Origin of the sequence: Streptomyces sediminimaris (assembly GCF_047049295.1) — a bacterium.
GTDB classification, from domain to species: Bacteria; Actinomycetota; Actinomycetes; order Streptomycetales; family Streptomycetaceae; genus Streptomyces; species Streptomyces sediminimaris.
Genome location: NZ_JBJWOT010000001.1, coordinates 4,751,997 through 4,773,791 on the forward strand (window position 1 = coordinate 4,751,997; position 21,795 = coordinate 4,773,791).

Annotated in this window: 20 protein-coding genes; 10 read left to right on the top strand and 10 right to left on the bottom strand. The window is 73.7% G+C overall.

Features of this window, described 5'->3' with window-relative positions; translation table 11 throughout:
- Positions 1–2 precede the first annotated feature (2 nt).
- The 6 genes from ACJ9NR_RS22105 to ACJ9NR_RS22130 all read right to left on the bottom strand — a co-directional run bounded on the left by ACJ9NR_RS22105 (position 3) and on the right by ACJ9NR_RS22130 (position 5,190).
- Entirely contained in the window at positions 3–494 is a 492-nt protein-coding gene (locus tag ACJ9NR_RS22105) for a DUF3180 domain-containing protein (RefSeq protein ID WP_412493589.1), read from the bottom strand.
- A gap of 69 nt (positions 495–563) precedes the next feature.
- Positions 564–1,175, bottom strand: a complete 612-nt coding sequence (folK, locus tag ACJ9NR_RS22110) for a 2-amino-4-hydroxy-6-hydroxymethyldihydropteridine diphosphokinase (protein ID WP_412493588.1) — start codon at positions 1,173–1,175, stop codon at positions 564–566.
- A complete protein-coding gene (gene folB / locus ACJ9NR_RS22115) occupies positions 1,172–1,531 on the bottom strand; it encodes a dihydroneopterin aldolase (RefSeq protein ID WP_412493587.1) in 360 nt (119 codons plus the stop codon). Before folB ends, folK begins: the two co-directional genes overlap by 4 nt.
- Positions 1,532–1,799: 268 nt before the next feature.
- Positions 1,800–2,303 (bottom strand): nuclear transport factor 2 family protein, encoded by a 504-nt coding sequence (locus ACJ9NR_RS22120; RefSeq protein WP_412493586.1) that lies wholly within the window; start codon positions 2,301–2,303, stop codon positions 1,800–1,802.
- Positions 2,300–3,202, bottom strand: coding sequence for a dihydropteroate synthase (folP, locus tag ACJ9NR_RS22125; RefSeq protein ID WP_412493585.1), 903 nt, complete (start codon positions 3,200–3,202; stop codon positions 2,300–2,302). The genes ACJ9NR_RS22120 and folP overlap by 4 nt, the downstream gene beginning before the upstream one ends.
- Before the next feature lie 125 nt (positions 3,203–3,327).
- Positions 3,328–5,190 (bottom strand): phosphatidylglycerol lysyltransferase domain-containing protein, encoded by a 1,863-nt coding sequence (locus ACJ9NR_RS22130; RefSeq protein ID WP_412493584.1) that lies wholly within the window; start codon positions 5,188–5,190, stop codon positions 3,328–3,330.
- A 223-nt stretch (positions 5,191–5,413) separates the two neighbouring features.
- Here ACJ9NR_RS22130 and ACJ9NR_RS22135 point away from each other — a divergent pair, with 223 nt between their 5' ends.
- Entirely contained in the window at positions 5,414–6,541 is a 1,128-nt protein-coding gene (locus ACJ9NR_RS22135; protein ID WP_412493583.1) for an alpha/beta hydrolase, read from the top strand.
- A gap of 135 nt (positions 6,542–6,676) precedes the next feature.
- Positions 6,677–8,182 (top strand): hypothetical protein, encoded by a 1,506-nt coding sequence (locus tag ACJ9NR_RS22140; protein ID WP_412493582.1) that lies wholly within the window; start codon positions 6,677–6,679, stop codon positions 8,180–8,182.
- Between the two features lie 54 nt (positions 8,183–8,236).
- Here the strand turns inward: ACJ9NR_RS22140 and ACJ9NR_RS22145 are convergent, their stop codons facing one another.
- Positions 8,237–9,613: a PH domain-containing protein gene (locus ACJ9NR_RS22145; RefSeq protein ID WP_412493581.1), complete on the bottom strand. Its 1,377-nt coding sequence runs from the start codon at positions 9,611–9,613 to the stop codon at positions 8,237–8,239.
- Complete coding sequence (locus ACJ9NR_RS22150; RefSeq protein WP_412493580.1) at positions 9,610–10,122, bottom strand: PH domain-containing protein; 513 nt, start codon at positions 10,120–10,122, stop codon at positions 9,610–9,612. Before ACJ9NR_RS22150 ends, ACJ9NR_RS22145 begins: the two co-directional genes overlap by 4 nt.
- A gap of 32 nt (positions 10,123–10,154) precedes the next feature.
- Here ACJ9NR_RS22150 and ACJ9NR_RS22155 point away from each other — a divergent pair, with 32 nt between their 5' ends.
- Positions 10,155–11,306, top strand: a complete 1,152-nt coding sequence (locus tag ACJ9NR_RS22155; RefSeq protein WP_412493579.1) for an NADH-quinone oxidoreductase subunit D — start codon at positions 10,155–10,157, stop codon at positions 11,304–11,306.
- Between the two features lie 85 nt (positions 11,307–11,391).
- Here ACJ9NR_RS22155 and ACJ9NR_RS22160 read toward each other — a convergent pair whose 3' ends face one another.
- Positions 11,392–12,405: an SAM-dependent methyltransferase gene (locus ACJ9NR_RS22160; protein WP_412493578.1), complete on the bottom strand. Its 1,014-nt coding sequence runs from the start codon at positions 12,403–12,405 to the stop codon at positions 11,392–11,394.
- A 118-nt stretch (positions 12,406–12,523) separates the two neighbouring features.
- On the opposite strand from ACJ9NR_RS22160, the gene ACJ9NR_RS22165 reads away from it, so the two are divergent.
- The 3 genes from ACJ9NR_RS22165 (at position 12,524) to ACJ9NR_RS22175 (ending at position 15,173) form a co-directional block, all read left to right on the top strand.
- The gene (locus tag ACJ9NR_RS22165; RefSeq protein WP_412493577.1) at positions 12,524–13,726 is read left to right on the top strand and encodes a sensor histidine kinase; all 1,203 of its coding nucleotides are present in this window, start codon (positions 12,524–12,526) and stop codon (positions 13,724–13,726) included.
- Between the two features lie 92 nt (positions 13,727–13,818).
- Positions 13,819–14,490, top strand: coding sequence for a response regulator transcription factor (locus ACJ9NR_RS22170; protein ID WP_412493576.1), 672 nt, complete (start codon positions 13,819–13,821; stop codon positions 14,488–14,490).
- A gap of 50 nt (positions 14,491–14,540) precedes the next feature.
- Positions 14,541–15,173, top strand: coding sequence for an AAA family ATPase (locus ACJ9NR_RS22175; RefSeq protein WP_412493575.1), 633 nt, complete (start codon positions 14,541–14,543; stop codon positions 15,171–15,173).
- 432 nt (positions 15,174–15,605) lie between these two features.
- Here ACJ9NR_RS22175 and ACJ9NR_RS22180 read toward each other — a convergent pair whose 3' ends face one another.
- On the bottom strand, positions 15,606–16,823 hold the full coding sequence (locus ACJ9NR_RS22180; protein ID WP_412493574.1) for a threonine aldolase family protein: 1,218 nt from the start codon (positions 16,821–16,823) through the stop codon (positions 15,606–15,608).
- A 182-nt stretch (positions 16,824–17,005) separates the two neighbouring features.
- Here ACJ9NR_RS22180 and ACJ9NR_RS22185 point away from each other — a divergent pair, with 182 nt between their 5' ends.
- Genes ACJ9NR_RS22185 through nadC form a run of 4 tightly spaced genes read left to right on the top strand, consistent with a single transcriptional unit; the run spans position 17,006 to position 21,792 of the window.
- Positions 17,006–17,935 (top strand): Rossmann-like and DUF2520 domain-containing protein, encoded by a 930-nt coding sequence (locus tag ACJ9NR_RS22185; RefSeq protein WP_412493573.1) that lies wholly within the window; start codon positions 17,006–17,008, stop codon positions 17,933–17,935.
- A 43-nt stretch (positions 17,936–17,978) separates the two neighbouring features.
- Positions 17,979–19,028: a pantoate--beta-alanine ligase gene (gene panC, locus ACJ9NR_RS22190; RefSeq protein ID WP_412493572.1), complete on the top strand. Its 1,050-nt coding sequence runs from the start codon at positions 17,979–17,981 to the stop codon at positions 19,026–19,028.
- Positions 19,029–19,039: 11 nt separating this feature from the next.
- Positions 19,040–20,809: an L-aspartate oxidase gene (locus ACJ9NR_RS22195; RefSeq protein WP_412493812.1), complete on the top strand. Its 1,770-nt coding sequence runs from the start codon at positions 19,040–19,042 to the stop codon at positions 20,807–20,809.
- 5 nt (positions 20,810–20,814) lie between these two features.
- Positions 20,815–21,792 carry a carboxylating nicotinate-nucleotide diphosphorylase gene (gene nadC, locus ACJ9NR_RS22200; protein ID WP_412493571.1) on the top strand — a complete coding sequence of 326 codons (978 nt, stop codon included), beginning with the start codon at positions 20,815–20,817 and terminating at the stop codon, positions 21,790–21,792.
- Positions 21,793–21,795: the final 3 nt, after the last annotated feature.

Sequence of the window (21,795 nt, forward strand, 5' to 3'; positions counted from 1 at the left end):
CTTCAGGCCGGGGAGGCCGCGCCGTTGTTGTGGTTGTCCTCGTCGTCCTCCGGGAGCCTGCACACGCGCTCCAGGAAGATGGCCGCCGCTATGACCGCGATGCCTGCCGCCACCGAGAAGCCGGCGTAGACGGCCTGGTCGCGGCGGGCGGGAATGTCGAGCAGCTCCAGCAGGAAGACGCCCGTGCCGCCGTACATCCCGGCGACGAGCGCGGCCACGAGGGCGCTGGCCTGCCCGAAGACGACCGCTCGGGCCGCCATCAGGGGATCGACGCCCTTGGCCTCGGGCCGGCGCTCGCGCTGTGCCTTGAAGCGGGCGCGCAGGGAGAGCGCCGTGGCGAGCAGGACCACGGCGATCAGGGCGAGGACGATGGGGGCGGCCAGGGGGACGCTGGGGAGCGTCCCGATCGCGTTCCAGAGGCGGGCGCCCGCCCAGGACAGGATCCCGGCCACGATGAACACGCCGACCAGCACCCTGATGCGCAGCTCTCTCACGGTGTCCCTTCAACTCCCCCGGGTCCTGGCGGACCGTCCCGCAGACAGTGGTCGTCCTGACCTTAACGACTACTGGGGCAGGTGGAGTTCCAGATCCCCGCGGGGTGTCACACCCGCGCGCGTGACGCCGTCCAGGAGATCGGCGACCGGGCCCCGGCCGGGCAGCAGGGCGTCGGGGTCGACGTCGTGCCAGGGGGCGAGGACGAAGGCGCGCTCGTGGGCCCGGGGGTGAGGCAGCGTGAGGTGCGGATCGTCGTCGACGACGTCGGCGTACGCGACGATGTCGACGTCGAGCGTGCGGGCGCCCCAGCGCTCGTCCCGGACGCGGTGGAACGCCTCCTCCACCGCGTGCGCCCGCTCCAGCAGCGAGGAGGGCGGCAGGGTGGTCTTCAGGACGACGACCGCGTTGAAGTACGACGGCTGGCTGCCGGGCTCGACGCCCCAGGGCTCCGTCTCGTAGACCGGCGACACGCCCTTGATGCGGACGCCCGGGGTGTCCTCCAGCGCGTCGATGGCGCCCTGGAGGGTCTCCAGGCGGTTGCCGAGGTTCGAGCCGAGGGAGATCACGGCCCGTTTCGGGTTGTGGAGAGTCGTGTCGGCGGCGTCCACCTGTGCCACGACGGAGGCGGGTACCGGCTGTACGGTCGGGTCGCTGTGACCCGCGGTGAAGGACGCGGTCATACTCGGCTCCGGGTGATGGTGACGGTCACGTCGTCGAAGGGGACCGTGATCGGTGCGTCCGGCTTGTGGACGCAGACCTCGACCTCCTGGACCCCCTCGTGCTTCAGGCAGACCTGGGCGATGCGCTCGGCGAGCGTCTCGACGAGGTCGACGGGCTCGCCCCGGACGACGGCCACGGCCTCCTCCGCCACGATGCCGTAGTGCACGGTCTTCGCCAGGTCGTCGTCGGTGGCGGCCGGACGGGTGTCCAGGCCGAGGACGAGGTCGACGATGAAGGTCTGGCCCTCCTCGCGCTCCCTGGGGAACACGCCGTGGTGCCCGCGGGCCTTCAGGCCGCGCAGCGCGACACGATCCACGCGAATCACTCCTGCAATCGTCGGTGACGGCCGGTCCGTACCGCGTGCGGGCGGTACGCCGGCCTCGAACGAATCTACCTGCGGGCACTGACAGGACCGGGCCGCGGGGGGCGGGCCTGCGCCGGAACCAGGAGGTTTCACCATGTGTTTCCCCTGGGGAACCCGGCGGCTCACGGGTTGGTAGCCGCCCATACCCAAGGGGCCGTGTCTCCAACCACTCCTTGCTCCGAGCGGGCCACTCCCTGGTTCCTGCGGGGCGTCTACCCACTCAGGTGGGGGTCTCGTCGTTCTCCGCCTCGTCGTTTTCGGCCAGGACCGGAGAGGCGTGGTGCGACCAGAGCTTCCAGCCCTCCGGAGTGCGGCAGAAGAGGTTCGAGGCGACCACCAGCTGGCCGACGAGCGGGCCGAGCTCGTCGCCGCCCTCGGGCGCGGGACCGCCGCTGAGGATGTTCTCGGTGCAGGTCACCAGGGCGGTGTCGCCGGTGACGGAGACATGCACGTCGGTGAGGAAGAACTGGATGTAGTCGGTGTTCGCCATGATCAGCGCGTAGGACCGCAGGACCTCGCCGCGGCCGGTCAGCACGGGCCAGCCGGGGTGCACGCACGAGATCACGCCGGCATCTGCCGGGTCGTGGTACTCCTCGTCGACGCCCAGGTCGGACGGGGCGAGCCAGAGCGCGGAGAGCGCTTCGAAGTCACCGCTCTCCATGGCCTCGTAGAAGGCGGTGTTGGCGGCCTCGACCTGTTCGACGTCGGTGTGGGGGGCGCTCACCGGACTCCTTCTGCACCGGGTGCCGGCGCGTGTCCCGCGGCGCGCGCGCCTTCCACGGCGCGCGCGACCCGTACGGCGTCCGCCGTCGCGCGCACCTGGTGCACGCGCACCGCCCACGCGCCCGCCTGTGCCGCGAGCGCCGAGACGGCCGCCGTGGCGGCGTCGCGCTCGCGCGCGGGTGGCGGCGCGCCCTCCGGCCCGGCCAGGACCCGCCCGAGGAACCGCTTGCGGGAGGCGGCGACGAGCAGGGGGTGGCCCAGGGCGAGCAGACGGTCGAGATGGGCGAGCAGCACCAGGTCGTGCTCGGCGTCCTTGGAGAAGCCGAGGCCCGGGTCGACCACGACGCGGTCGGGGGCGATGCCGCCGGCCAGGACGGCCTCCACGCGCGCGTGCAGTTCGTCGACGACCTCGGTGACGACGTCGGCGTAGACGCCCTTGACGTTGCCGCCCTCGAGGAAACCGCGCCAGTGCATGACGACGAAGGGGGCGCCGGTCTCGGCCACCACCGGGATCATCGCGGGGTCGGCGAGGCCGCCGCTGACGTCGTTGACGAGGGCGGCGCCGGCCGCGAGGGACCGTTCGGCGACGGAGGCGCGCATGGTGTCGACCGAGACCGTGACGCCCTCGGAGGCGAGCCCGCGGACGACCGGGATGACGCGCCTGAGTTCCTCCGCCTCGTCGACGCGGGTGGCGCCGGGCCGGGTGGACTCGCCGCCGACGTCGACCAGGTCGGCACCCTCTGCGACCAGATCGAGTCCGTGCTTGACGGCCGCCGTGGTGTCGAAGAAGCGGCCGCCGTCGGAGAAGGAGTCGGGTGTGACGTTCACGACCCCCATGACCGCGCAGCGGTCCCACCGGGGAAGGCCCGCGACGCGCCCGCGTCCGCTCTGCTTGCTCATACGTTCAGCCTAGGGCCAGGCCGCCCCCGAAGACGCCGCGGCCCGGACGGAGGCCCCCCGGGCTGGAGGGGCGGGGCTTCCGTCCGGGCCTGTCACTGCCGGCGTCCGGCCAGGGGCGCCGTGGGTCAGGCGGCGCGCACCTCGTGCTCCGCGAGGGCGTGCGTGTGCGCGCACGCGCGCGGGGCGGCCTTGCGGCGGCGCAGGAAGCGCGGCAGCGCGAGGGCGAGGTCGACGAAGCCCTCCGCCTGCATGGCGGCGAAGCCGATGCGCGGCAGGTCGGCCGAGGCCCGGTAGACGACGAAGCGCGGCTCCCAGCGGGGCCGGAACTTGGCGTTGAACTTGTACAGCGACTCGATCTGGAACCAGCGGGAGAGGAACACCAGCAGCCCGCGCCAGGCGCGCAGCACCGGGCCGGCGCCGATCTTCTCGCCCCGCGCGAGCGCCGAGCGGAACATCGCGAAGTTGAGCGACACGCGCGTGATGCCGAACTTCGGTGCCGCCTGCAGCGCCGCGACGATGAGGAGTTCGTTCATGCCGGGGTCGGCCGACCGGTCGCGGCGCATCAGGTCGAGGGAGGCGCCGTCGGTGCCCCAGGGGACGAAGTGCAGGATCGCCTTGAGGTCGCCGTACTCTCCCGGCTCCTCCTCCGCCCGCCCGTCTGCGCCGGCGGCCCCGTCCGGCGCCGCCCCGTCGACCCTGTGGGCGGTGGCGATCAGGCAGTCGCCGTCGGCGGGGTCGCCGATGCGGCCCAGCGCCATGGAGAAGCCGCGCTCGGTGTCGGTGCCCCGCCAGTCCTCGGCGGCCTTGCGGATCCGCTCCAGCTCGGCCTCGCCGAGGTCACGGACACGACGTACCCGGGTTTCGTAACCGGCGCGCTCGATGCGCTTGACCATCTGGCGCACGTTGCGCATCGCGCGGCCGGTGAGGGAGAAATCCGCCACGTCCACCACCGCCTCGTCGCCCAGTTCGAGGGCGTCGAGGCCGGTCTCGCGGGTCCACACCTCGCCGCCCGTCTCCGAGCAGCCCATCACCGCGGGGGTCCAGGAGTGGGCCTTGGCGACGTCCATGAAGCGCTCGATGGCGCCCGGCCAGGCCTCGACGTCGCCGATGGGGTCGCCGCTGGCGAGCATCACACCGGACACGACGCGGTACGTCACCGCCGCCTTCCCGCTGGGCGAGAAGACCACGGCCTTGTCGCGGCGCAGCGCGAAGTGGCCGAGCGAGTCGCGGCCGCCGTGCTTCTGCAGAAGGGCCCGGAGGTGTGCCTCGTCGTCCTCCGTCAGGCGCGCCGCCGGGTGTTCGGGCCGGAAGGCGAGGTAAATGGTCGTCACGGCGGTGATCAGCCCGAGGGCGCCCAGCGAGAAGGCGACGGTCCAGGAGGTGTTGCCCTGATAGTCCACCGGGCCCTCGAAGCCGAACAGGCCGTACAGGACGTGGGTGAGGCGGTCGGCCAGGCTCGGGTCGCCGACCATGAGGTTCGGATGGACGCTGACGATGATCAGTCCGAGCACGAGGGAACCGGCGCCCATGAGCACGAAGTTGGCGAGCGCGCGCCACCGGCTGCGGGGGTCGGGCAGCGCGGCGAACTGGTCGCGGTGGCGCAGCAGCGGCGCGAGCAGCGCCAGCGAGATGATCACGCCGACGATGGAGTGCCGGTATGTGAACTGCGCCACGGCACCCGCCGGCAGCAGCGCCACCGCGGCGCGCCAGGCCCGGCGTTTGCCGCGCCTGAGGCCGTGCGCGAGCAGCAGCAGCAGGAGGCCCGCGCTCAGCGACAGCGCGGCCGCGAACGGGCCGAACGAGCCGGGCAGCACCTCGGCGAGGGTGTGCATACGGCTGTGCCGGAAGCGTGGGAAGACACCCGCGGCGACGTCCAGCAGGCCGACGACGGCGCACGCCCTGGCGACCAGGACGGGAACGGCCTCGGGGCGCGGACCACGGAATACGCGCCGCGCGCTGCGTGATCGGGCGGGAACCCCACCCGACATTTCCTCATCTGTCCTGACAGACATCGCATCCCGTAGTTCTGCGAGAGACCTTGGATCCGGTGCCGATTCGGGCATCCGGCGACATTGCGCCCTCTAGGACGGTGTCACGGGAGAAGAGGTTCACTCCGCTTCTCAAAGGCGTTCCAAAGCCCGAGGAAAGCCCCGGACAAGCCCTTGCGAAGGAGCGGGGAAGCCGGGTGAAAGCGCAGGCAGGAAGCAGGTCATGGGTCTTACGAGCAAGAAAGTGCTGTGTCTGGCGGTCGCGTGCGCCGTGCTGCTGTTCATCGGCACGGTGTGGCTGTGGCCGCGCCTCGCGCGCCGTAACTGGCGGGCCGTCGGCGGCCGGGTCGGCCTGCTGCTCGGCACCCAGCTGGCCCTCTTCGCCTCGGTCGGGCTCGCCGCCAACCAGGCCTTCGGGTTCTACGCCGGCTGGGCGGACCTGTTCGGCCAGGAGAAGGACCAGGGCGTGGTCGTCGACCACACGGGGCGCGGCGGCCCGGGCGGCCCGCTGGAGGTGCTCGCCACGGCGGGCATGCGCGGCGCCGGCGGTTCCACGCCCCGGACGGGCGGTCAGATCCAGAAGGTCGACATCATCGGGCGTACGACGCACATCGCCACGCCCGCCTATGTGTATTTGCCGCCGGAGTACTTCCAGGCGCGCTACCGCGCGCGTACTTTTCCGGTCGCCGTCGTACTGACCGGATATCCGGGCACCGCCCAGGCCCTCGTGACCAAACTGCACTATCCGCGCACCGCCGGGGAGCTCGCCAGGGAGGGACGTATGCAGCCGATGGTCCTGGTCATGCTGCGTCCGACGGTCGCGCCGCCGAGGGATACCGAGTGCGTCGACATCCCGGGCGGTCCGCAGACGGAGACATTCTTCGCCAAGGACCTGCCCGATGCCCTGCTCGCGCACTACAGGGTGGCCGGGAAACCGGGCGGCTGGGGCATCATCGGCGACTCCACGGGCGGTTACTGCGCGCTGAAGCTCGCCATGCACCACCCCGGGGTGTACGCCGCCGGGGCCGGCCTGTCGCCGTACTACAAGGCGCCGGTCGACCCCACCACCGGCGATCTCTTCCACGGGAACAAGGGGCTGCGCGACCGGGCCGATCTGTGGTGGTGCCTCAACCACCTGCCCGCCCCCGACACTTCGCTGCTCGTCACCAGCAGCAGGATCGGGGAATCCGACTACAAGGCGACGCTGAAGTTCATACAGCGTGTCGAGGCCGCGAAGCTGACGCGGATCTCCTCGATCATCCTCGAAAGCGGCGGGCACAACTTCAACACCTGGCGGCGGGAGATTCCCGCGACGCTGCAGTGGATCAGCGGGCGGCTGAGTGACAGGTGACCGGGGATTCGGAAGAAGTTGATCTTGCCGAATTCGACCACGGCCAATTGCTGATGCCATGTGAACGTTTCGGTATGGCTGTGTTTTTGCGGGGCGGGGCGCCAAGGGCCGCCTACGCGCGGTAAGTTTCTGGCCATGCCACGTGGACGTCATCGCCATTCCCCGCCCCTGCACAGGCTGCTTCCCCCGTCGGCGATCGCAGGCGTCTCCCTCGTCTGCGCCTTCGGTCCCTGGGTCTTCACGCAGCAGGCCGTGCTCCGTGTCATCGCCGCGGCTGCCGCGGCGACGGCGGTCGTCGGTGCGGCCGTCATGCGCCGCTGGGACACCCAGGCGGGCAAACAGGTCGCCGACCTCACGCGCGCGCGTGCGAGCGACGAGTGGCGGCACGAGGAACGGGTCGCCGAGCTGGAGACCGACCTCGAGGAATCCCGCGAGCTGCGCGTCAAGCTGGAGCAGCGGCTGCGGGCCAAGCGCGCCGAGCTGGCGGGCCTGCGCAACGAACACGCGGCGCTGCTGCGGCGGTACGCCACCGCGGAGACCGAGCGCGCGAGCGCCCTGGAGGGCCGCCGCCTGCTGGAGATAGAGGCGGGCCCCACGCACGCGGAAGCGGACGCGGAGACGGCGGAGTCCGGGGCCGCGGCGCCCAGAGCCGCCGAGTCCGAGGCGGCGCGGACCGGGGCTGTGGCTGCCCCGGAGGACGCGGGGGACACGGCGGACGCGAAGGACACGGCGGAGGACGACGAGACGGGGGAGGGCCCCGCGGTCTTCTCCCCGCAGGGCTCGCACCTCTTCCTGCGGGCGAAGGCGGCGCTGAAGCGGTTCGACCACGACCAGGAGGCAGCCGCGGAGGACCCGGCCGCGGACGCCTCCGCGCAGGCCGTCACCGCGGAGGAGGCCTCGCCGGGGGACGGCCCCGCGGCCGACGACTCCCCGGCCGACGACCTCACGGACGGCGACTCCCCGAGCGGGGAGTCCGCGGAGGCGGAGGGCGGCCCCGCGTCGGCGGACGAGAACTCACCGGCGGACGAGAACTCACCGGAGGACGACGGTTCGCCGAAGGACGACGGTCCCGGGGGCGACAGGTCCCGAAGGCGCGAGCGGGTGGCGAAGGCGAAGGCCGCCGCCGCGACGGGCGAGGCCGCCGCGAGCGCCACCGAGCCGGCTCCGATCGCGACGGAGGCCGCCCTCGACGGCGGTACCGAGGCCGCTGCGCAGGCGGACACAGCGCGGGAGGACGAGGCGCAGGGGCAGCCCGTGGCGGTCGACGGGCACGAGCGCGCGGCCGCCACCACTCCGGCCCGGCCCACGCCGCCCGCACAGCGGCCCGCCGGTCACTTCGTCGCGCCGACCGCGGTGGCCGTGGTGCCCGGCACGCCCGCGCGGCGCCCGGCGGTCGAGGGCGGGTTCGACTTCTTCGGCACGAAGACGGAACCGTCGCCGACGGCCATGGAGGCCGTGCAGAACGAGGACCTCGCGGACGTGGTCGGCGAGGAGGCGCTCGCCCTGCACAAGGCCGAGGCCGAGGCGGAGTTCAAGCCGGCCGACGAGGAGGCGCGCGGCGACGGCCAGGTGATCGATCTGACGGCCCACGACGAGACCGAGCAGATCGACATGCAGGGGCTGCGCAGCGCGGTGTCCTGACCGGGCGGCCGTGAGCCGCCCGGTGCCCGAGCCGGTGGTCCCGGGGCGTCCTAGCTAGGGCCGCCGACTCTCCCGTGCCGGGGCGGCACCGGGCCGCGGCGCCATCCAGCGGTCCGGGCGGGCGTCCCTGCGCCCCGTCCGTGAGCGCTCCGCCTGTGCCCGCAGCAGTTCCGCCGCCTCCCGGGCGTCCCGCAGCCGGGCCGTCACGGTCTTGTCGGCCCCCGTGTCCACGTGGACGTCGGCGAGCCGCCACAGCCGCTTCCACGGCCCCTGGGTGAGCCGTACGCTCTGCACCTTCGCGTGCGGCACGAGCGCCAGGCTCCTGCGCAGCAGCCCGCGCCGGGCGGCGAACACCGTGTCGGTGACGACGAGCCCCTGGCCCCGCCACCACACCGGCACACACCGCCCGGCCCGCCCGGGCGGCCGCGACAGCGACACGGCCGCCGGCACGGACACCCCGGGCAGCACGCGCGCCACGACCGACTCGGCGACCGCCCGCGGAGCGACCGGCACCAGTACGGAGTTGGACGAACCGGCCACGTCCAGCTCCACCCGCACCCAGCCGCGCCGCCGCCACAGCAGCGGCTCCACGATCCGCACGGTCTGCACCCGGCCGGGCGGCACCGTCTCGTGCGTACGGTCGAGCAGTCCGTGGTCGATGCGCAGGCCGTCCGGGGACTCGCCCACCGTCCAGTCGTACTCGCCGACGAACCGTCCGACACTGCTCGCGCCCGCCGCGCCGAGCAGCGGCACGCCCGTGGCGAGGACCGTCCACAGGCTGTGGGTGGCCGGCCACAGCAGCGAGGGGACGACGAGGGCCGCGAGCAGGGAGCCCCAGGTGGCGCCCGTCAGCACGACGGAGATCGCGAGGTCGGGCGCGGGCGTGCGCAGCAGCTCGCGCACCGGAGCCTCGCCGACCTCGTGCGCCGTCTCGGGCGCGAAACCCGCGGCGCGTGCGAGGAGTTCGGCGCGCAGCGCACGCGCCTCACGTTCGCCCAGGTAGGCGAGTTCGTCCTTCTTGTCGGTCCCTATGACGTCGAGTCTCAGCTTGGCGACGCCCGCCACGCGCGCGAGGAGCGGCCGGGTGACGTCGACGGCCTGGAGGCGTTCCAGCCGGATGTGCGCGGTGCGCCGGAACACCAGGCCGGTCCGTATCCGCAGTTCGCTCTCCGTCACCGCGAAGTGCGTGAACCACCAGGTCATGAAGCCGTACAGAGCCGCCACCGGGACGAGGACGGCGAGCGCGGCCAGGAGGGTCGTGGCCGTCAGTCTCGTCAGCTGGCGCTGCGCCTGGTCGGGGTCGTGCACCGCCCACCCCATGACGACGGCCACCGGCGCCCACGCCCGCCGCAGCGGCGTCACGGGATGCAGCCGCCGCTCGGCGACGGGCTCCTTCTCCCGTACGGCGTCCCCGGCGCCCGGCGCGGTCACAGGCCCGCCGATCGGGCCTCGCCGAGTTCGGTGAGCCGGTCGCGCAGCCGTTCCGCCTCGGCCGGGTCGAGGCCGGGGATGGTGGCGTCGGTCGCGGCGGCCGCCGTGTGCAGCTGCACGCTGGCCAGCCCGAAGTGCCGCTCGACGGGGCCCGAGGTCACCTCCACCAGCTGCATCCGCCCGTACGGCACGACGGTCTCCTCGCGCCACAGCACGCCCCTGCTGATGAGCAGGTCGTCGGCGCGCTCGGCGTAGCGCCAGGACCGCCAGTTGCGCCCCAGCAGCACCCAGCCCCAGGCCGTCAGGGCCAGCGGCAGCAGCGCGAAGGCGGCCCAGCCGGGCCCGGCGAGCATCCCCAGCAGCAGGCCCAGGGCGAGGGCCGACAGCCCCAGCCACACCACCAGCAGCAGCCGGCGCATCCGCAGCAGCCCGCCGGGCAGCCCGATCCAGGCCGGCTCCGCCGTCTCGTCCCCGGTGGTGCCCGCGCTCGGCGGGCTGCCCGTCTCCATACCGCCAGCGTACGTAGGAGAGACTGTGTTCCATGACTCCTACGACGGAGACCATGGTCGGTATCGGCGGCGCCGCGGAGAGCACCGACATGGTGCTCAACATCGGGCCCCAGCACCCGTCGACGCACGGTGTGCTGCGGCTGCGCCTGGTGCTGGACGGCGAGCGCATCGTGCACGCGGAGCCGGTGATCGGCTACATGCACCGTGGCGCCGAGAAGCTCTTCGAGGCGCGCGACTACCGCCAGATCATCATGCTCGCCAACCGCCACGACTGGCTCTCGGCCTTCTCCAACGAGCTCGGTGTGGTCCTCGCCGTGGAGCGCATGCTCGGCATGGAGGTCCCCCCGCGCGCGGTGTGGACCCGCACGCTGCTGGCGGAGCTCAACCGGGTGCTCAACCACCTGATGTTCCTCGGCTCCTACCCGCTGGAGCTCGGCGGCATCACGCCGGTCTTCTACGCCTTCCGGGAGCGCGAGGTGCTCCAGAACGTCATGGAGGAGGTCTCCGGCGGCCGGATGCACTACATGTTCAACCGCGTCGGCGGCCTCAAGGAGGACCTGCCGGCGGGCTGGAGCGCACGCGCGCGTGCCGCCGTCGCCGGGGTGCGCTCGCGCATGGACCGGTTCGACGACCTGGTGCTCGGCAACGAGATCTTCCGGGGGCGCACGCGGGGCGTGGGCGCGCTGACGCCCGACGCCGTGCACGCGTACGGCGTGAGCGGCCCGATCGCGCGCGGCTCGGGCGTCGACTTCGACCTGCGCCGCGACGAGCCGTACCTCGCCTACGCCGAGCTGCGGGACACCCTGAAGGTGGTCACGCGGCAGGAGGGCGACTGCCTCGCCCGCTTCGAGGTGCTCCTGGAGCAGACCCACGTCGCCCTGGACCTCGCCGACGCCTGCCTGGACCGGCTCGCCGACCTGCCGCCCGGGCCGATCAACCAGCGGCTCCCGAAGGTGCTGAAGGCACCCGAGGGCCACACCTACGCCTGGACCGAGAACCCGCTCGGCATCAACGGCTACTACCTCGTCAGCAAGGGCGAGAAGACCCCGCACCGGCTGAAGCTGCGCTCGGCCTCGTACAACAACATCCAGGCGCTCGTGGAACTGCTGCCGGGGACCCTGGTCGCGGACATGGTGGCGATCCTGGGGTCGATGTTCTTCGTGGTCGGGGACATCGACAAGTAGCGCCCGACAGCTGGCGCCCGACAACTGGCGCCCGGCGAGTTGCCCACCTGGCGCCCGACACGGAGCGCCGCTCGCGCCCGCGGCGTCACCCGGCGAGCGGGTCCGGAATCCCGACCGGTTGCACCAGCCAGCCGAAGTCGCCGAGGCCGCCGGGAGCGGTGAGTTCGGCCGCCTCACCGGCGCTCGCGAGGGCGCGTACGTATGCGTCGGGCCGGCTGGACGCGAGCGTGAGCGGGGGGCGTGCGCCGGTGAGGCCCAGGATGCGCAGGGCGTCGCGCTGGTGCAGCAGACGGGCGCCGGACAGACCGTGCGCTGCCGCGTGCGCCGCGCACGCGTCGAGGGCGACATGTGCCGTGATGTCGCACGACCCGTCCGGCACGGGCGCCGTCTCCCGCCCGGAGCGGAAGCCGGTGAGCGTCCCGAACGGGGGGCGCGTGTCCACGGTGTGCGCGTAGTCCACCGCGACCGCGAGCCCCCGGCCGAGGGAGGAGACCGCGTCCGCCCACGCCTCGTCCCGGGGCAGTCCGATCTCGGCCCGCAGCCCCTCCTCGGCCGGCAGCGGCCACCACCGGGCGAGCCACCCGGCCCGCGCGCCGGCGACCGGTTCCCCGAGCCGCTCGGTCCCGTCCGGCCGTACGAGGACGCTCCGCGCCACGCCCGCCGGGTCCACCTCGGCGACGTCCACAGGAACGTTGTCCAGCCACTCGTTGGCGAACAGGAGCCCGGTGACGCCCCGCGGCGGTTCGGCGAGCCACTCGACCCGTTCGTCCAGGCCGTCCGGACGGCCGGCGATCTCGACGGCGTACGCGCGCGTGCGGGCCAGCACGTCGGCGGGCAGCGCGGCCAGCACGCCGCCGGCCAGCTCGCCCCGCCCCGCGCCCATGTCGACGAAGGCGAGCGGCTCGGGCCGGTCCAGGGCCGCGTCGACCCGGCACAGCAGCCGCGCCACGGCCCCGGCGAACAGGGGCGAGGCGTGCACGGACGTACGGAAGTGCCCGGCCGGGCCCTCGGGCCCGCGGTAGAAGCCGCCGGGTCCGTACAGGGCCGCCTGCGCCGCCTCCCGCCAGCCCCGCCACCGGCCGGATGTCTCTTCCGTCACCGGACAAGGCTAAGCGCGCGGGAGAGGGGGGCCTCCACCTTGGGGAGTACGCGCGGCGGATGCGGATCGACCCTCCGGTTGACCCCTGCACGCATCTCGCTTCCCTACGCTGGGTTACGTGCAGCGCCTCTATGACTTCCTCCGCAGGCACCCGACGGGGGTGGACGCCTTCTGGGCCGTCTTCCTGTTCGGGATCTCGGTCGTGGGCGCGACCGCCCACCGGGAGTCCCGGGGCACCGACTCACTGGCGCTGATCGTTCCGGTCACGCTCCTGCTGTGCCTGGTGATCGCGCTGCGCCGCCGGATGCCGGAGAAGATGCTGCTGCTGACGATCGGGCTCGGCCTGGCGCAGGTGGCGCTGAACGTCGAGACCACGGTCGCCGACTTCGCGATGCTGGTGATCGTCTACACGGTCGCCGCGACGGGCGCCCGCTGGGCCTCCCGGGCGGCGCTGGGCACGGGCCTGAGCGCGGCACTGGTCGCGCAGCTGCGCTGGCCGAACGAGAACTCCGGCGCGCTGGGCAATCTCGCGATAGTGGTCTTCCAGACGGTGCCGTTCGCGCTGGCCTGGGTGCTCGGCGACTCCATCCGCACCCGGCGGGCCTACTTCGCGCAGCTCGAGGAGCGCGCGGCCCGGCTGGAGAAGGAGCGCGAGGCGCAGGCCAAGGTGGCGGTCGCCGCCGAGCGCGCCCGCATCGCGCGCGAGCTGCACGACGTCGTCGCGCACAACGTCTCGGTGATGGTGGTGCAGGCCGACGGCGCCGCCTACGTCCTCGACGCCGCCCCCGAGCAGGCGAAGAAGGCCCTGGAGACCATCTCCTCCACCGGCCGCCAGGCCCTCGCCGAGATGCGCCGCCTGCTCGGCGTGCTGCGCACCGGCGAGCACAAGGAGGCCGGGGAGTACGTTCCGCAGCCGGACGTCGAGCAGATAGACGAGCTGATCGAGCAGTGCCGCACCTCCGGCCTGCCCGTCGACTTCAAGGTCGAGGGCACCCCGCGCCCGCTGCCCAGCGGCGTCGAGCTCACCGCGTACCGCATCGTGCAGGAGGCCCTGACCAACACCCGCAAGCACGGCGGCCCCGACGCGGGCGCGAGCGTGCGCCTGGTCTACTTCGACGACGGCCTCGGCCTGCTCGTCGAGGACGACGGCAAGGGCGCCCCGCACGAGCTGTACGAGGAGGGCGGGTTCGACGGCCAGGGCCACGGCCTGATCGGCATGCGGGAGCGGGTCGGTATGGTCGGTGGCACCCTCGACGCCGGCCCGCGGCCCGGCGGCGGATTCCGGATCAGTGTGCTGCTGCCGTTGAAACCCGCGCACTGACGCCCACGTACGTCCTTGTCGACACCTGTAACGACCCGCTGCGCCGACCACGCAGCCGACACCGCCGCAAGACGAGAACGGAAGAGGCCCCGATGACGATCCGCGTGATGCTCGTCGACGACCAGGTGCTGCTGCGCACCGGGTTCCGGATGGTGCTCGCCGCGCAGCCGGACATGGAGGTCGTCGCGGAGGCGGGGGACGGTGTCGAGGCCCTCCAGGTACTGCGCGCCACGGCGGTCGACGTCGTGCTGATGGACGTCCGTATGCCGAAGCTCGACGGGGTGGAGACCACCCGCCGCATCTGCTCGGAGCCCGAACCGCCGAAGGTGCTGATCCTGACCACCTTCGACCTCGACGAGTACGCCTTCTCCGGGCTGAAGGCCGGTGCCTCCGGTTTCATGCTCAAGGACGTGCCGCCCGGCGAGCTGCTGGCCGCCATCCGCGCGGTGCACAGCGGCGACGCGGTGGTGGCCCCCTCGACCACGCGCCGACTGCTCGACCGGTTCGCGCCGATGCTGCCCAGCGGGGCCAAGGAACCCCAGCACAAGGAGCTCCAGCGGCTCACCGACCGCGAGCGCGAGGTGATGGTCCTGGTCGCGCAGGGACTGTCCAACGGCGAGATCGCGGCCCGGCTGGTGCTGTCCGAGGCGACCGTGAAGACCCATGTCGGGCGCATCCTGACCAAGCTGGGGCTGCGCGACCGGGTGCAGGTGGTGGTCCTGGCGTACGAGACCGGGCTGGTGCGCGCGGGCGGGCACGGCTGAGCCGCGGGGGGCGCGCGCCGCGCGCGGGCGCCGGCCACTAGGGTCTGCGCATGCTCCTGTGGATCAACGGCCCCTTCGGGGGCGGCAAGACACAGACCGCACACGAGATCCAGCGGCGGCTGCGGGGCAGCGTCATCTGCGACCCCGAACACGCCGGATTCGGCCTGCGCCGGATGCTCCCGCCGGAACTGCGCGGGAACTTCCAGGACCTGGCCTCCTGGCGGCAGGGCGTGGTCGAGGTGCTGGACCTGGCCCTGACCGAGCACGACGGAGTCGTGATCGCGCCCATGACGGTCACGGACTCCGGCCACTTCGCGGAGACCGTGGGCCGGCTGCGCGAACTCGGCCATGACGTACGCCACTTCAGCCTGCTCGCGCAGCGGGAGACGGTCCTGAGACGGCTGCGCGAGCGCGGCTTCGGGCACCTCCTTCCGTACCTCGCCGGCCGGAACGCCGGGCTGGGCAGGGAGACCTGGGCCGTGCGGCAGCTCGACCACTGTCTGGAGCGGCTGAGCGAGCCGGAGTTCGCCGAGCATCTGTGGACCGACCACTCGACCGTGCCGAAGACCGCGGACCGCATCGCCGTGCTCGCCGGGCTGACGCTGCGGCCGAACAACGAGGGCGCGCTGCGGACCCGGCTGCGGCAGGCGCGGGTGGGGATCCGGCACATCCGGTTCGACTGAGCCGACACCCCCCTGCGCCGGGCCGACGGCTTCCCGGCCCGGCGCGGGGATCGCGGCGCGCGGGCTCTCCGGTGTGCGGGGTCCGGCGCGGGGATCGCGGCGCGCGGGCTCTCCGGTGTGCGGGGTCCGGTGTGCGGATCGTGGGCGTGGGGATCGTGGCGTGTGGGCTCCGGTGTGCGGGTCGTGGCGCGCGGACTCCGGCGCGCGGGCTCCGGCGCGCGGGCTCCGGCGCGCGGGTCGTGGGCGTGGGGATCGTGGCGCGCGGACTCCGGCGCGCGGGTGGTGGGCGTGGGGATCGTGGCGCGCGGACTCCGGCGCGCGGGCTCCGGCGGGCGGGTCGTGGGCGCGGGGATCGTGGGCGTGTGGGCTCCGGCCCACGGATACCGGCGCGTGCCCCTTGGGCCGGTGGCCGTGTCCGCGGCCGTGTCCCGCCTACCGGCCGTCGTCCACCGCTCCCGTCCCGCCGGCCTCCTCGGTGAGGCGGGACACGAACTCCGCGACCGCCGCCTTCACGTCCTCGGCGGTCCACTCCAGGCCCGCGGCCCGTACGTACACCTCGGTGAGGGAGAGACCCGGGCCCTTCTCGTCCCAGGCGTTGGCGAACAGCAGCGTGCCCGTCTCCTCGCCCTGCCGGATCGCGGCATCGGAGAGGACGTCGGCGCCGTACGGCAGCCAGACCTGGAACTCGTTGGTGTGCGGCACGCCGGGGTGGACGCGCACCCAGGGCACCCCGGCCGCCGCGAACCCCTCGCGCAGCGCGGCGGCGACCACGCGCGCGTGCGCCACGTACGCGGGCAGCCGGGGCAGCTCCCGCTCCAGTCCCGCCAGGGCCGACAGGGCGGTCGGGAACTGCTGGAAGATCTGGCCGCCGTACCGGTGCCGCCAGGTCCTCGCCTCGTCGACGAGCGTCCTCGGGCCGGCGAGCGCGGCGCCGCCGTAGCCGTCGAGGGACTTGTAGAACGACACGTAGACGCTGTCCGCCAGGCCGGCGATCCGGTCCAGGGAACGGCCGAAGTGGACCGTGGACTCCCACAGGCGCGCGCCGTCGAAGTGCACCACCGCGTCCCGCTCGCGCGCGGCTTCCACGACCTCGGTGAGCTCCTCCCAGGAGGGCAGTACGAACCCGGCGTCCCGCAGCGGCAGTTCGAGCATCAGCGCCCCGAAGGGCTCCGGGAAGTCACGCACCTCGCCGGCGGTCGGGAGCCGGGGCTCCCCCGTCACCCGCACCGGGCGCAGGCCGCTGACCTGGCTGAAGGCGTTGCGCTCGTGCACCTCGGGGTGGGCCAGCGCGTGCACGGCGACCGTGGGATCGCCGGTGCGGCCCGCCCAGCAGCGCAGCGCCACCTGCTGCGCCATCGTGCCCGTGGGGAAGAACGCCGCCGCCTCGGTGCCGAGCAGCCCGGCGACCTTCTCCTCCAGGGCCTCGACGACGCCGTTGCCGTAGATGTCCGAGGGCTCGTCCAGGTCGTACAGGTCCGGCGCGTCGTCGAGGAGCGCGAGCCGCTCGCGGAGCGTGCCCAGGAAACCGGGGCGTGCGAGCACATGCCGCGCGCTCCGGTACGCGCTGATGCGCCGTTCGCGGCGCTGTGTGAGCCGCTCCTCGCCGGACGGCCCGTCCGTGTGCCCGCCCTGTTCCGCCGTATCGCTCATGGAGCGGATCATTCCCGCCCCGCTCCTTGCGGGCACCCGGTTTTCCACAGGGCTTCCGTACGGGTCACCGTGTGACTACTCACAGCCTGTGGACAGCCGGACGCTCTGCGGACCGATAGCGTTAACATGACGAGAAATCGTCCGGTACCCGGAGCGGACTGGAACGGGAAGGCCGCCGTCGCGTGAGTACAAGCCAACAGCCAGATCCCAGCAGCCGTCCGGCGCGGCTCACCGTCGGCGTCGTCGGCGCCGGTCGCGTGGGTCCCGCGCTGGCCGCCTCCCTCCAGCTCGCCGGGCACCGCCCGGTGGCCGTCTCCGGCGTCTCCGACGCCTCCAGGAAGCGCGCCGCGCAGATGCTCCCCGGTGTGCCGCTCGTGCCGCCCGCCGAGGTGCTCCAGCGCTCCGAACTGGTCCTGCTGACCGTCCCGGACGACACCCTGCCCGGCCTGGTCGAGGGCCTCGCCGAGACCGGGGCCGTCCGGCCGGGACAACTGCTCGTGCACACCTCCGGGCGGTACGGCGCGAAGGTCCTGGAGCCCGCCCTGCGCGCGGGCGCGCTGCCCCTGGCCCTGCACCCGGCGATGACCTTCACCGGCACGCCCGTGGACGTCCAGCGCCTGGCCGGCTGCTCCTTCGGCGTCACCGCGCCCGAGGAGCTGAGGCTGGCCGCCGAGGCCCTCGTCATCGAGATGGGCGGCGAACCGGAATGGGTCGCCGAGGAGAAGCGCCCGCTGTACCACGCGGCGCTCGCCCTGGGCGCGAACCACCTGGTCACCCTGGTCACCCAGTCCATGGAGCTGCTGCGCGAGGCCGGTGTCACCGCTCCGGACCGGATGCTCGGCCCGCTGCTCGGCGCCGCCCTCGACAACGCCCTGCGCTCCGGCGACGCGGCCCTGACCGGCCCCGTCGCGCGCGGGGACGCCGGCACGGTCGCCGCGCACGTCACGGAACTGCGCCGGCACGCGCCGCAGACCGTCGCCGGCTACCTGGCGATGGCGCGGGCCACCGCCGACCGCGCGCTCGCGCACGGGCTGCTGAAGCCGGAACTCGCCGAGGACCTCCTCGGGGTACTCGCCGACGGGACCGACGGCGCCGAGGGAGATGCCCGATGACCACGAGCCTCCAACTGGCGCCCGCAGAAAGGATGGTGGACCAGTGACCACCACGCTGCTGCGCACCGCCGACGAACTGCACGCACGCCCGCGCGCCGGCCGCCGCGCCGTCGTGATGACCATGGGCGCCCTGCACGAGGGCCACGCCACCCTGATCCGCACCGCGCGCGGGATCGCCGGGGCGGACGGCGAGGTCGTCGTCACGGTCTTCGTCAACCCCTTGCAGTTCGGCGAGGGCGAGGACCTCGACCGCTACCCGCGCACCCTGAAGGAGGACGTAGAACTCGCCGGACTGTCCGGCGCGGACGTCGTGTTCGCCCCCGGCGTGGACGAGGTCTACCCGGGCGGCGAACCCCAGGTCCGGATCAGTGCGGGCCCCATGGGCGAGCGCCTGGAGGGTGCCGCGCGCCCCGGCCACTTCGACGGCATGCTCACCGTCGTCGCCAAACTGCTGCACCTCACCCGCCCCGACGTCGCCCTCTACGGCCAGAAGGACGCCCAGCAGCTCGCCCTGATCCGCCGCATGGTGCGGGACCTGAACTTCGGCATCGAGATCGTCGGCGTGCCCACGGTGCGCGAGGAGGACGGTCTCGCGCTCTCCAGCCGCAACCGCTACCTCTCGCCCGCCGAGCGGCGTACGGCCCTCTCGCTCTCCCGCGCGCTGTTCGCGGGCGGCGACCGGCACGCCGCCCAGGAGGCGCTGCGCGCGCGGGCACGTGAGGTTCCCGCCACGCACGCGCGTGCCGAGGCGCTCAGCGCGATCGGCGAGTCCCGCGCGGCCGCCGACGCGCACGCCGTCGCCAAGTCCCGCCCCGCTCCCGCCACCGCCCAGGGGGAAGACGCCTCGCGCGGCACCTCCTACGGCGCCCCCTCCGCCGTCCGCGCCGCCGCCCGCCTGGTCCTCGAGGACGCCGCGCGCCTGTCGCCGCCGCTGAGGCTGGACTACCTCGCCCTGGTGGATCCGGCCGACTTCACCGAGATCGAGGACGGCTTCACCGGTGAGGCCGTCCTCGCCGTCGCCGCCCGGGTCGGCACGACCCGGCTGATCGACAACATCCCTCTCACTTTCGGAACATTCGGAGCCGCCTCGTGAGCAGCACAGGCATACGCCCTCCCGTCGCCCACCACCCTCGAACGGCGGCGCCGCGCGCCCGCCTGCCGCGTCTGGCCGCGCCCGCCCCCGGGTGGTCCGTCTCGGCGGACGTGGTGGTCGTCGGCTCCGGGGTCGCCGGCCTCACCGCAGCCCTGCGCTGCGAGGCCGCCGGGCTGCGCACCGTCGTCGTCACCAAGGCCCGCCTCGACGACGGCTCCACCCGCTGGGCCCAGGGCGGCGTCGCCGCGGCCCTCGGCGAGGGCGACACCCCCGAGCAGCACCTGGACGACACCCTGGTGGCGGGCGCGGGCCTGTGCGACGAGGAGGCCGTCCGGATCCTCGTCACCGAGGGCCCGGACGCGGTACGGCGGCTCATCGCGACCGGCGCGCACTTCGACGAGTCCGAGGGGGGCGACCTGGCGCTCACCCGTGAGGGCGGGCACCACCGCCGCCGCATCGCCCACGCCGGCGGCGACGCGACCGGCGCGGAGATCTCCCGCGCGCTGGTCGAGGCGGTCCGCGCGCGCGGCGTGCGCACGTTCGAGAACGCGCTGGTGCTGGACCTGCTGACGGACACCGAGGGCCGTACGGCGGGCGTCAGCCTGCACGTCATGGGCGAGGGCCAGCACGACGGCGTGGGCGCCGTGCACGCGCCCGCCGTCGTCCTCGCCACCGGCGGCATGGGCCAGGTGTTCTCCGCGACGACCAACCCGTCGGTGTCCACCGGCGACGGGGTGGCGCTGGCCCTGCGCGCGGGCGCGGAGGTCTCCGACCTGGAGTTCGTGCAGTTCCACCCGACCGTGCTCTTCCTCGGCCCGGACGCCGAGGGACAGCAGCCGCTGGTCTCCGAGGCCGTGCGTGGCGAGGGCGCCCACCTGGTCGACGCCGACGGCGTGCGCTTCATGGCCGGTCAGCACGAACTGGCCGAACTGGCGCCGCGGGACATCGTCGCCAAGGCCATCACGCGCCGCATGCAGGAGCAGGACGCCGAGCACATGTACCTCGACGCCCGGCACTTCGGCGCCGACATGTGGGAGCACCGCTTCCCGACGATCCTGGCCGCCTGCCGCGCCCACGGCATCGACCCGGTCACCGAACCCGTCCCGGTCGCCCCGGCCGCCCACTACGCCTCCGGCGGCGTCCGCACCGACGCCCACGGCCGTACGACCGTCCCGGGCCTGTACGCGTGCGGTGAGGTCGCCTGCACCGGCGTGCACGGCGCGAACCGGCTCGCCTCCAACTCCCTCCTCGAGGGCCTGGTCTACGCCGAGCGCATCGCCGCCGACATCGCCGCGGCGCGGGCGGCGAACGGCCTGCACGCGCGCGTGCCCGAGCCGCTGGAGCACCCGGAGGTGCCCGGGCACCCGCTGCTCGCCCCGGAGGCACGCTTCACGATCCAGCGGATCATGAGCGAGGGCGCGGGCGTGCTGCGCTCCGCCGAGTCCCTCGCCAGGGCCGCCGACCAGCTCCAGCGGCTGGACGCCGACGCCCGCGACGCCCTCGCCGAGAACGGCAAGACCGCCGAGCCCGGCGTCGACACCTGGGAGGCCACCAACCTCCTGTGCGTGGCCCGCGTGCTGGTCGCCGCCGCCCGGCTGCGCGAGGAGACCCGCGGCTGCCACTGGCGCGAGGACCACGCCGGCCGCGACGACACGGCATGGCGCCGCCACATCGTCGTACGGCTGAATCCCGACCGCACGCTCGCTCTGGGCACCACCGATGGCCCAGACTTCCCCCCGACCCGGCGGCCCCGGCCCGCGCACCGTCCCCAGGAGCAGTGACGAAAGTGACCACCCCCGACCTCCCCCTCGCCCCGAACGGCGGCTGCGGCGACGGCTGTGCCTGCGGCGCCGACGACGACGCCGGACTTCTGGAGTGCGGGCTCGATCCCGCGCTCGCGCAGCTTCTGGCCGATGCCGGACTCGACCCCGTGGAGGTCGAGGACATCGCCAACGTCGCCATCCAGGAGGACCTCGACCAGGGCGTGGACGTGACCACCGTCGCGACCATCCCCGAGGAGGCCGTCGCCACCGCGGACTTCACCGCGCGCGAGGCGGGCGTCGTGGCGGGCCTCCGGGTCGCCGAAGCCGTGCTCTCCGTGGTCTGCACGGACGAGTTCGAGGTCGAGCGGCACGTGGAGGACGGCGACCGGGTGGCGGCCGGGCAGAAGCTGCTGTCGGTCACCACGCGCACCCGCGACCTGCTCACCGCCGAACGCAGCGCGCTCAACCTGCTGTGCCGTCTGTCCGGCATCGCGACCGCCACGCGCGCGTGGGCGGACGCCCTCGACGGCACGACGACCAAGGTCCGCGACACCCGCAAGACGACCCCGGGCCTGCGGTCGCTGGAGAAGTTCGCCGTGCGCTGCGGCGGCGGGGTCAACCACCGCATGTCGCTGTCGGACGCGGCGCTGGTCAAGGACAACCACGTCGTCGCCGCGGGCGGCGTCGCCCAGGCGTTCAAGGCCGTGCGGGAGGCCTTCCCGGACGTGCCGATCGAGGTCGAGGTCGACACCCTGCACCAGCTGCGCGAGGTCGTCGACGCCGGCGCCGACCTGATCCTGCTGGACAACTTCACGCCCGGTGAGTGCGAGGAGGCCGTGGCCCTCGTGCACGGGCGGGCCGCCCTCGAGGCGTCGGGCCGGCTCACCCTCGACAACGCGCGCGCGTACGCCGGCACCGGTGTCGACTACCTCGCCGTGGGCGCCCTGACCCACTCCTCGCCGATCCTCGACATCGGCCTCGACCTGCGAGCGGCGGAGTAGGTA

Bases quoted from the DNA above. Each gene is read 5' to 3' on its own strand.
- folK (WP_412493588.1), bottom strand. From the start codon at position 1,175: ATGACCGCGTCCTTCACCGCGGGTCACAGCGACCCGACCGTACAGCCG.
- folP (WP_412493585.1), bottom strand. From the start codon at position 3,202: ATGAGCAAGCAGAGCGGACGCGGGCGCGTCGCGGGCCTTCCCCGGTGG.
- ACJ9NR_RS22130 (WP_412493584.1), bottom strand. From the start codon at position 5,190: ATGTCGGGTGGGGTTCCCGCCCGATCACGCAGCGCGCGGCGCGTATTC.
- ACJ9NR_RS22135 (WP_412493583.1), top strand. From the start codon at position 5,414: ATGGGTCTTACGAGCAAGAAAGTGCTGTGTCTGGCGGTCGCGTGCGCC.
- ACJ9NR_RS22140 (WP_412493582.1), top strand. From the start codon at position 6,677: ATGCCACGTGGACGTCATCGCCATTCCCCGCCCCTGCACAGGCTGCTT.
- ACJ9NR_RS22150 (WP_412493580.1), bottom strand. From the start codon at position 10,122: ATGGAGACGGGCAGCCCGCCGAGCGCGGGCACCACCGGGGACGAGACG.
- ACJ9NR_RS22155 (WP_412493579.1), top strand. From the start codon at position 10,155: ATGACTCCTACGACGGAGACCATGGTCGGTATCGGCGGCGCCGCGGAG.
- ACJ9NR_RS22170 (WP_412493576.1), top strand. From the start codon at position 13,819: ATGACGATCCGCGTGATGCTCGTCGACGACCAGGTGCTGCTGCGCACC.
- ACJ9NR_RS22175 (WP_412493575.1), top strand. From the start codon at position 14,541: ATGCTCCTGTGGATCAACGGCCCCTTCGGGGGCGGCAAGACACAGACC.
- ACJ9NR_RS22180 (WP_412493574.1), bottom strand. From the start codon at position 16,823: ATGAGCGATACGGCGGAACAGGGCGGGCACACGGACGGGCCGTCCGGC.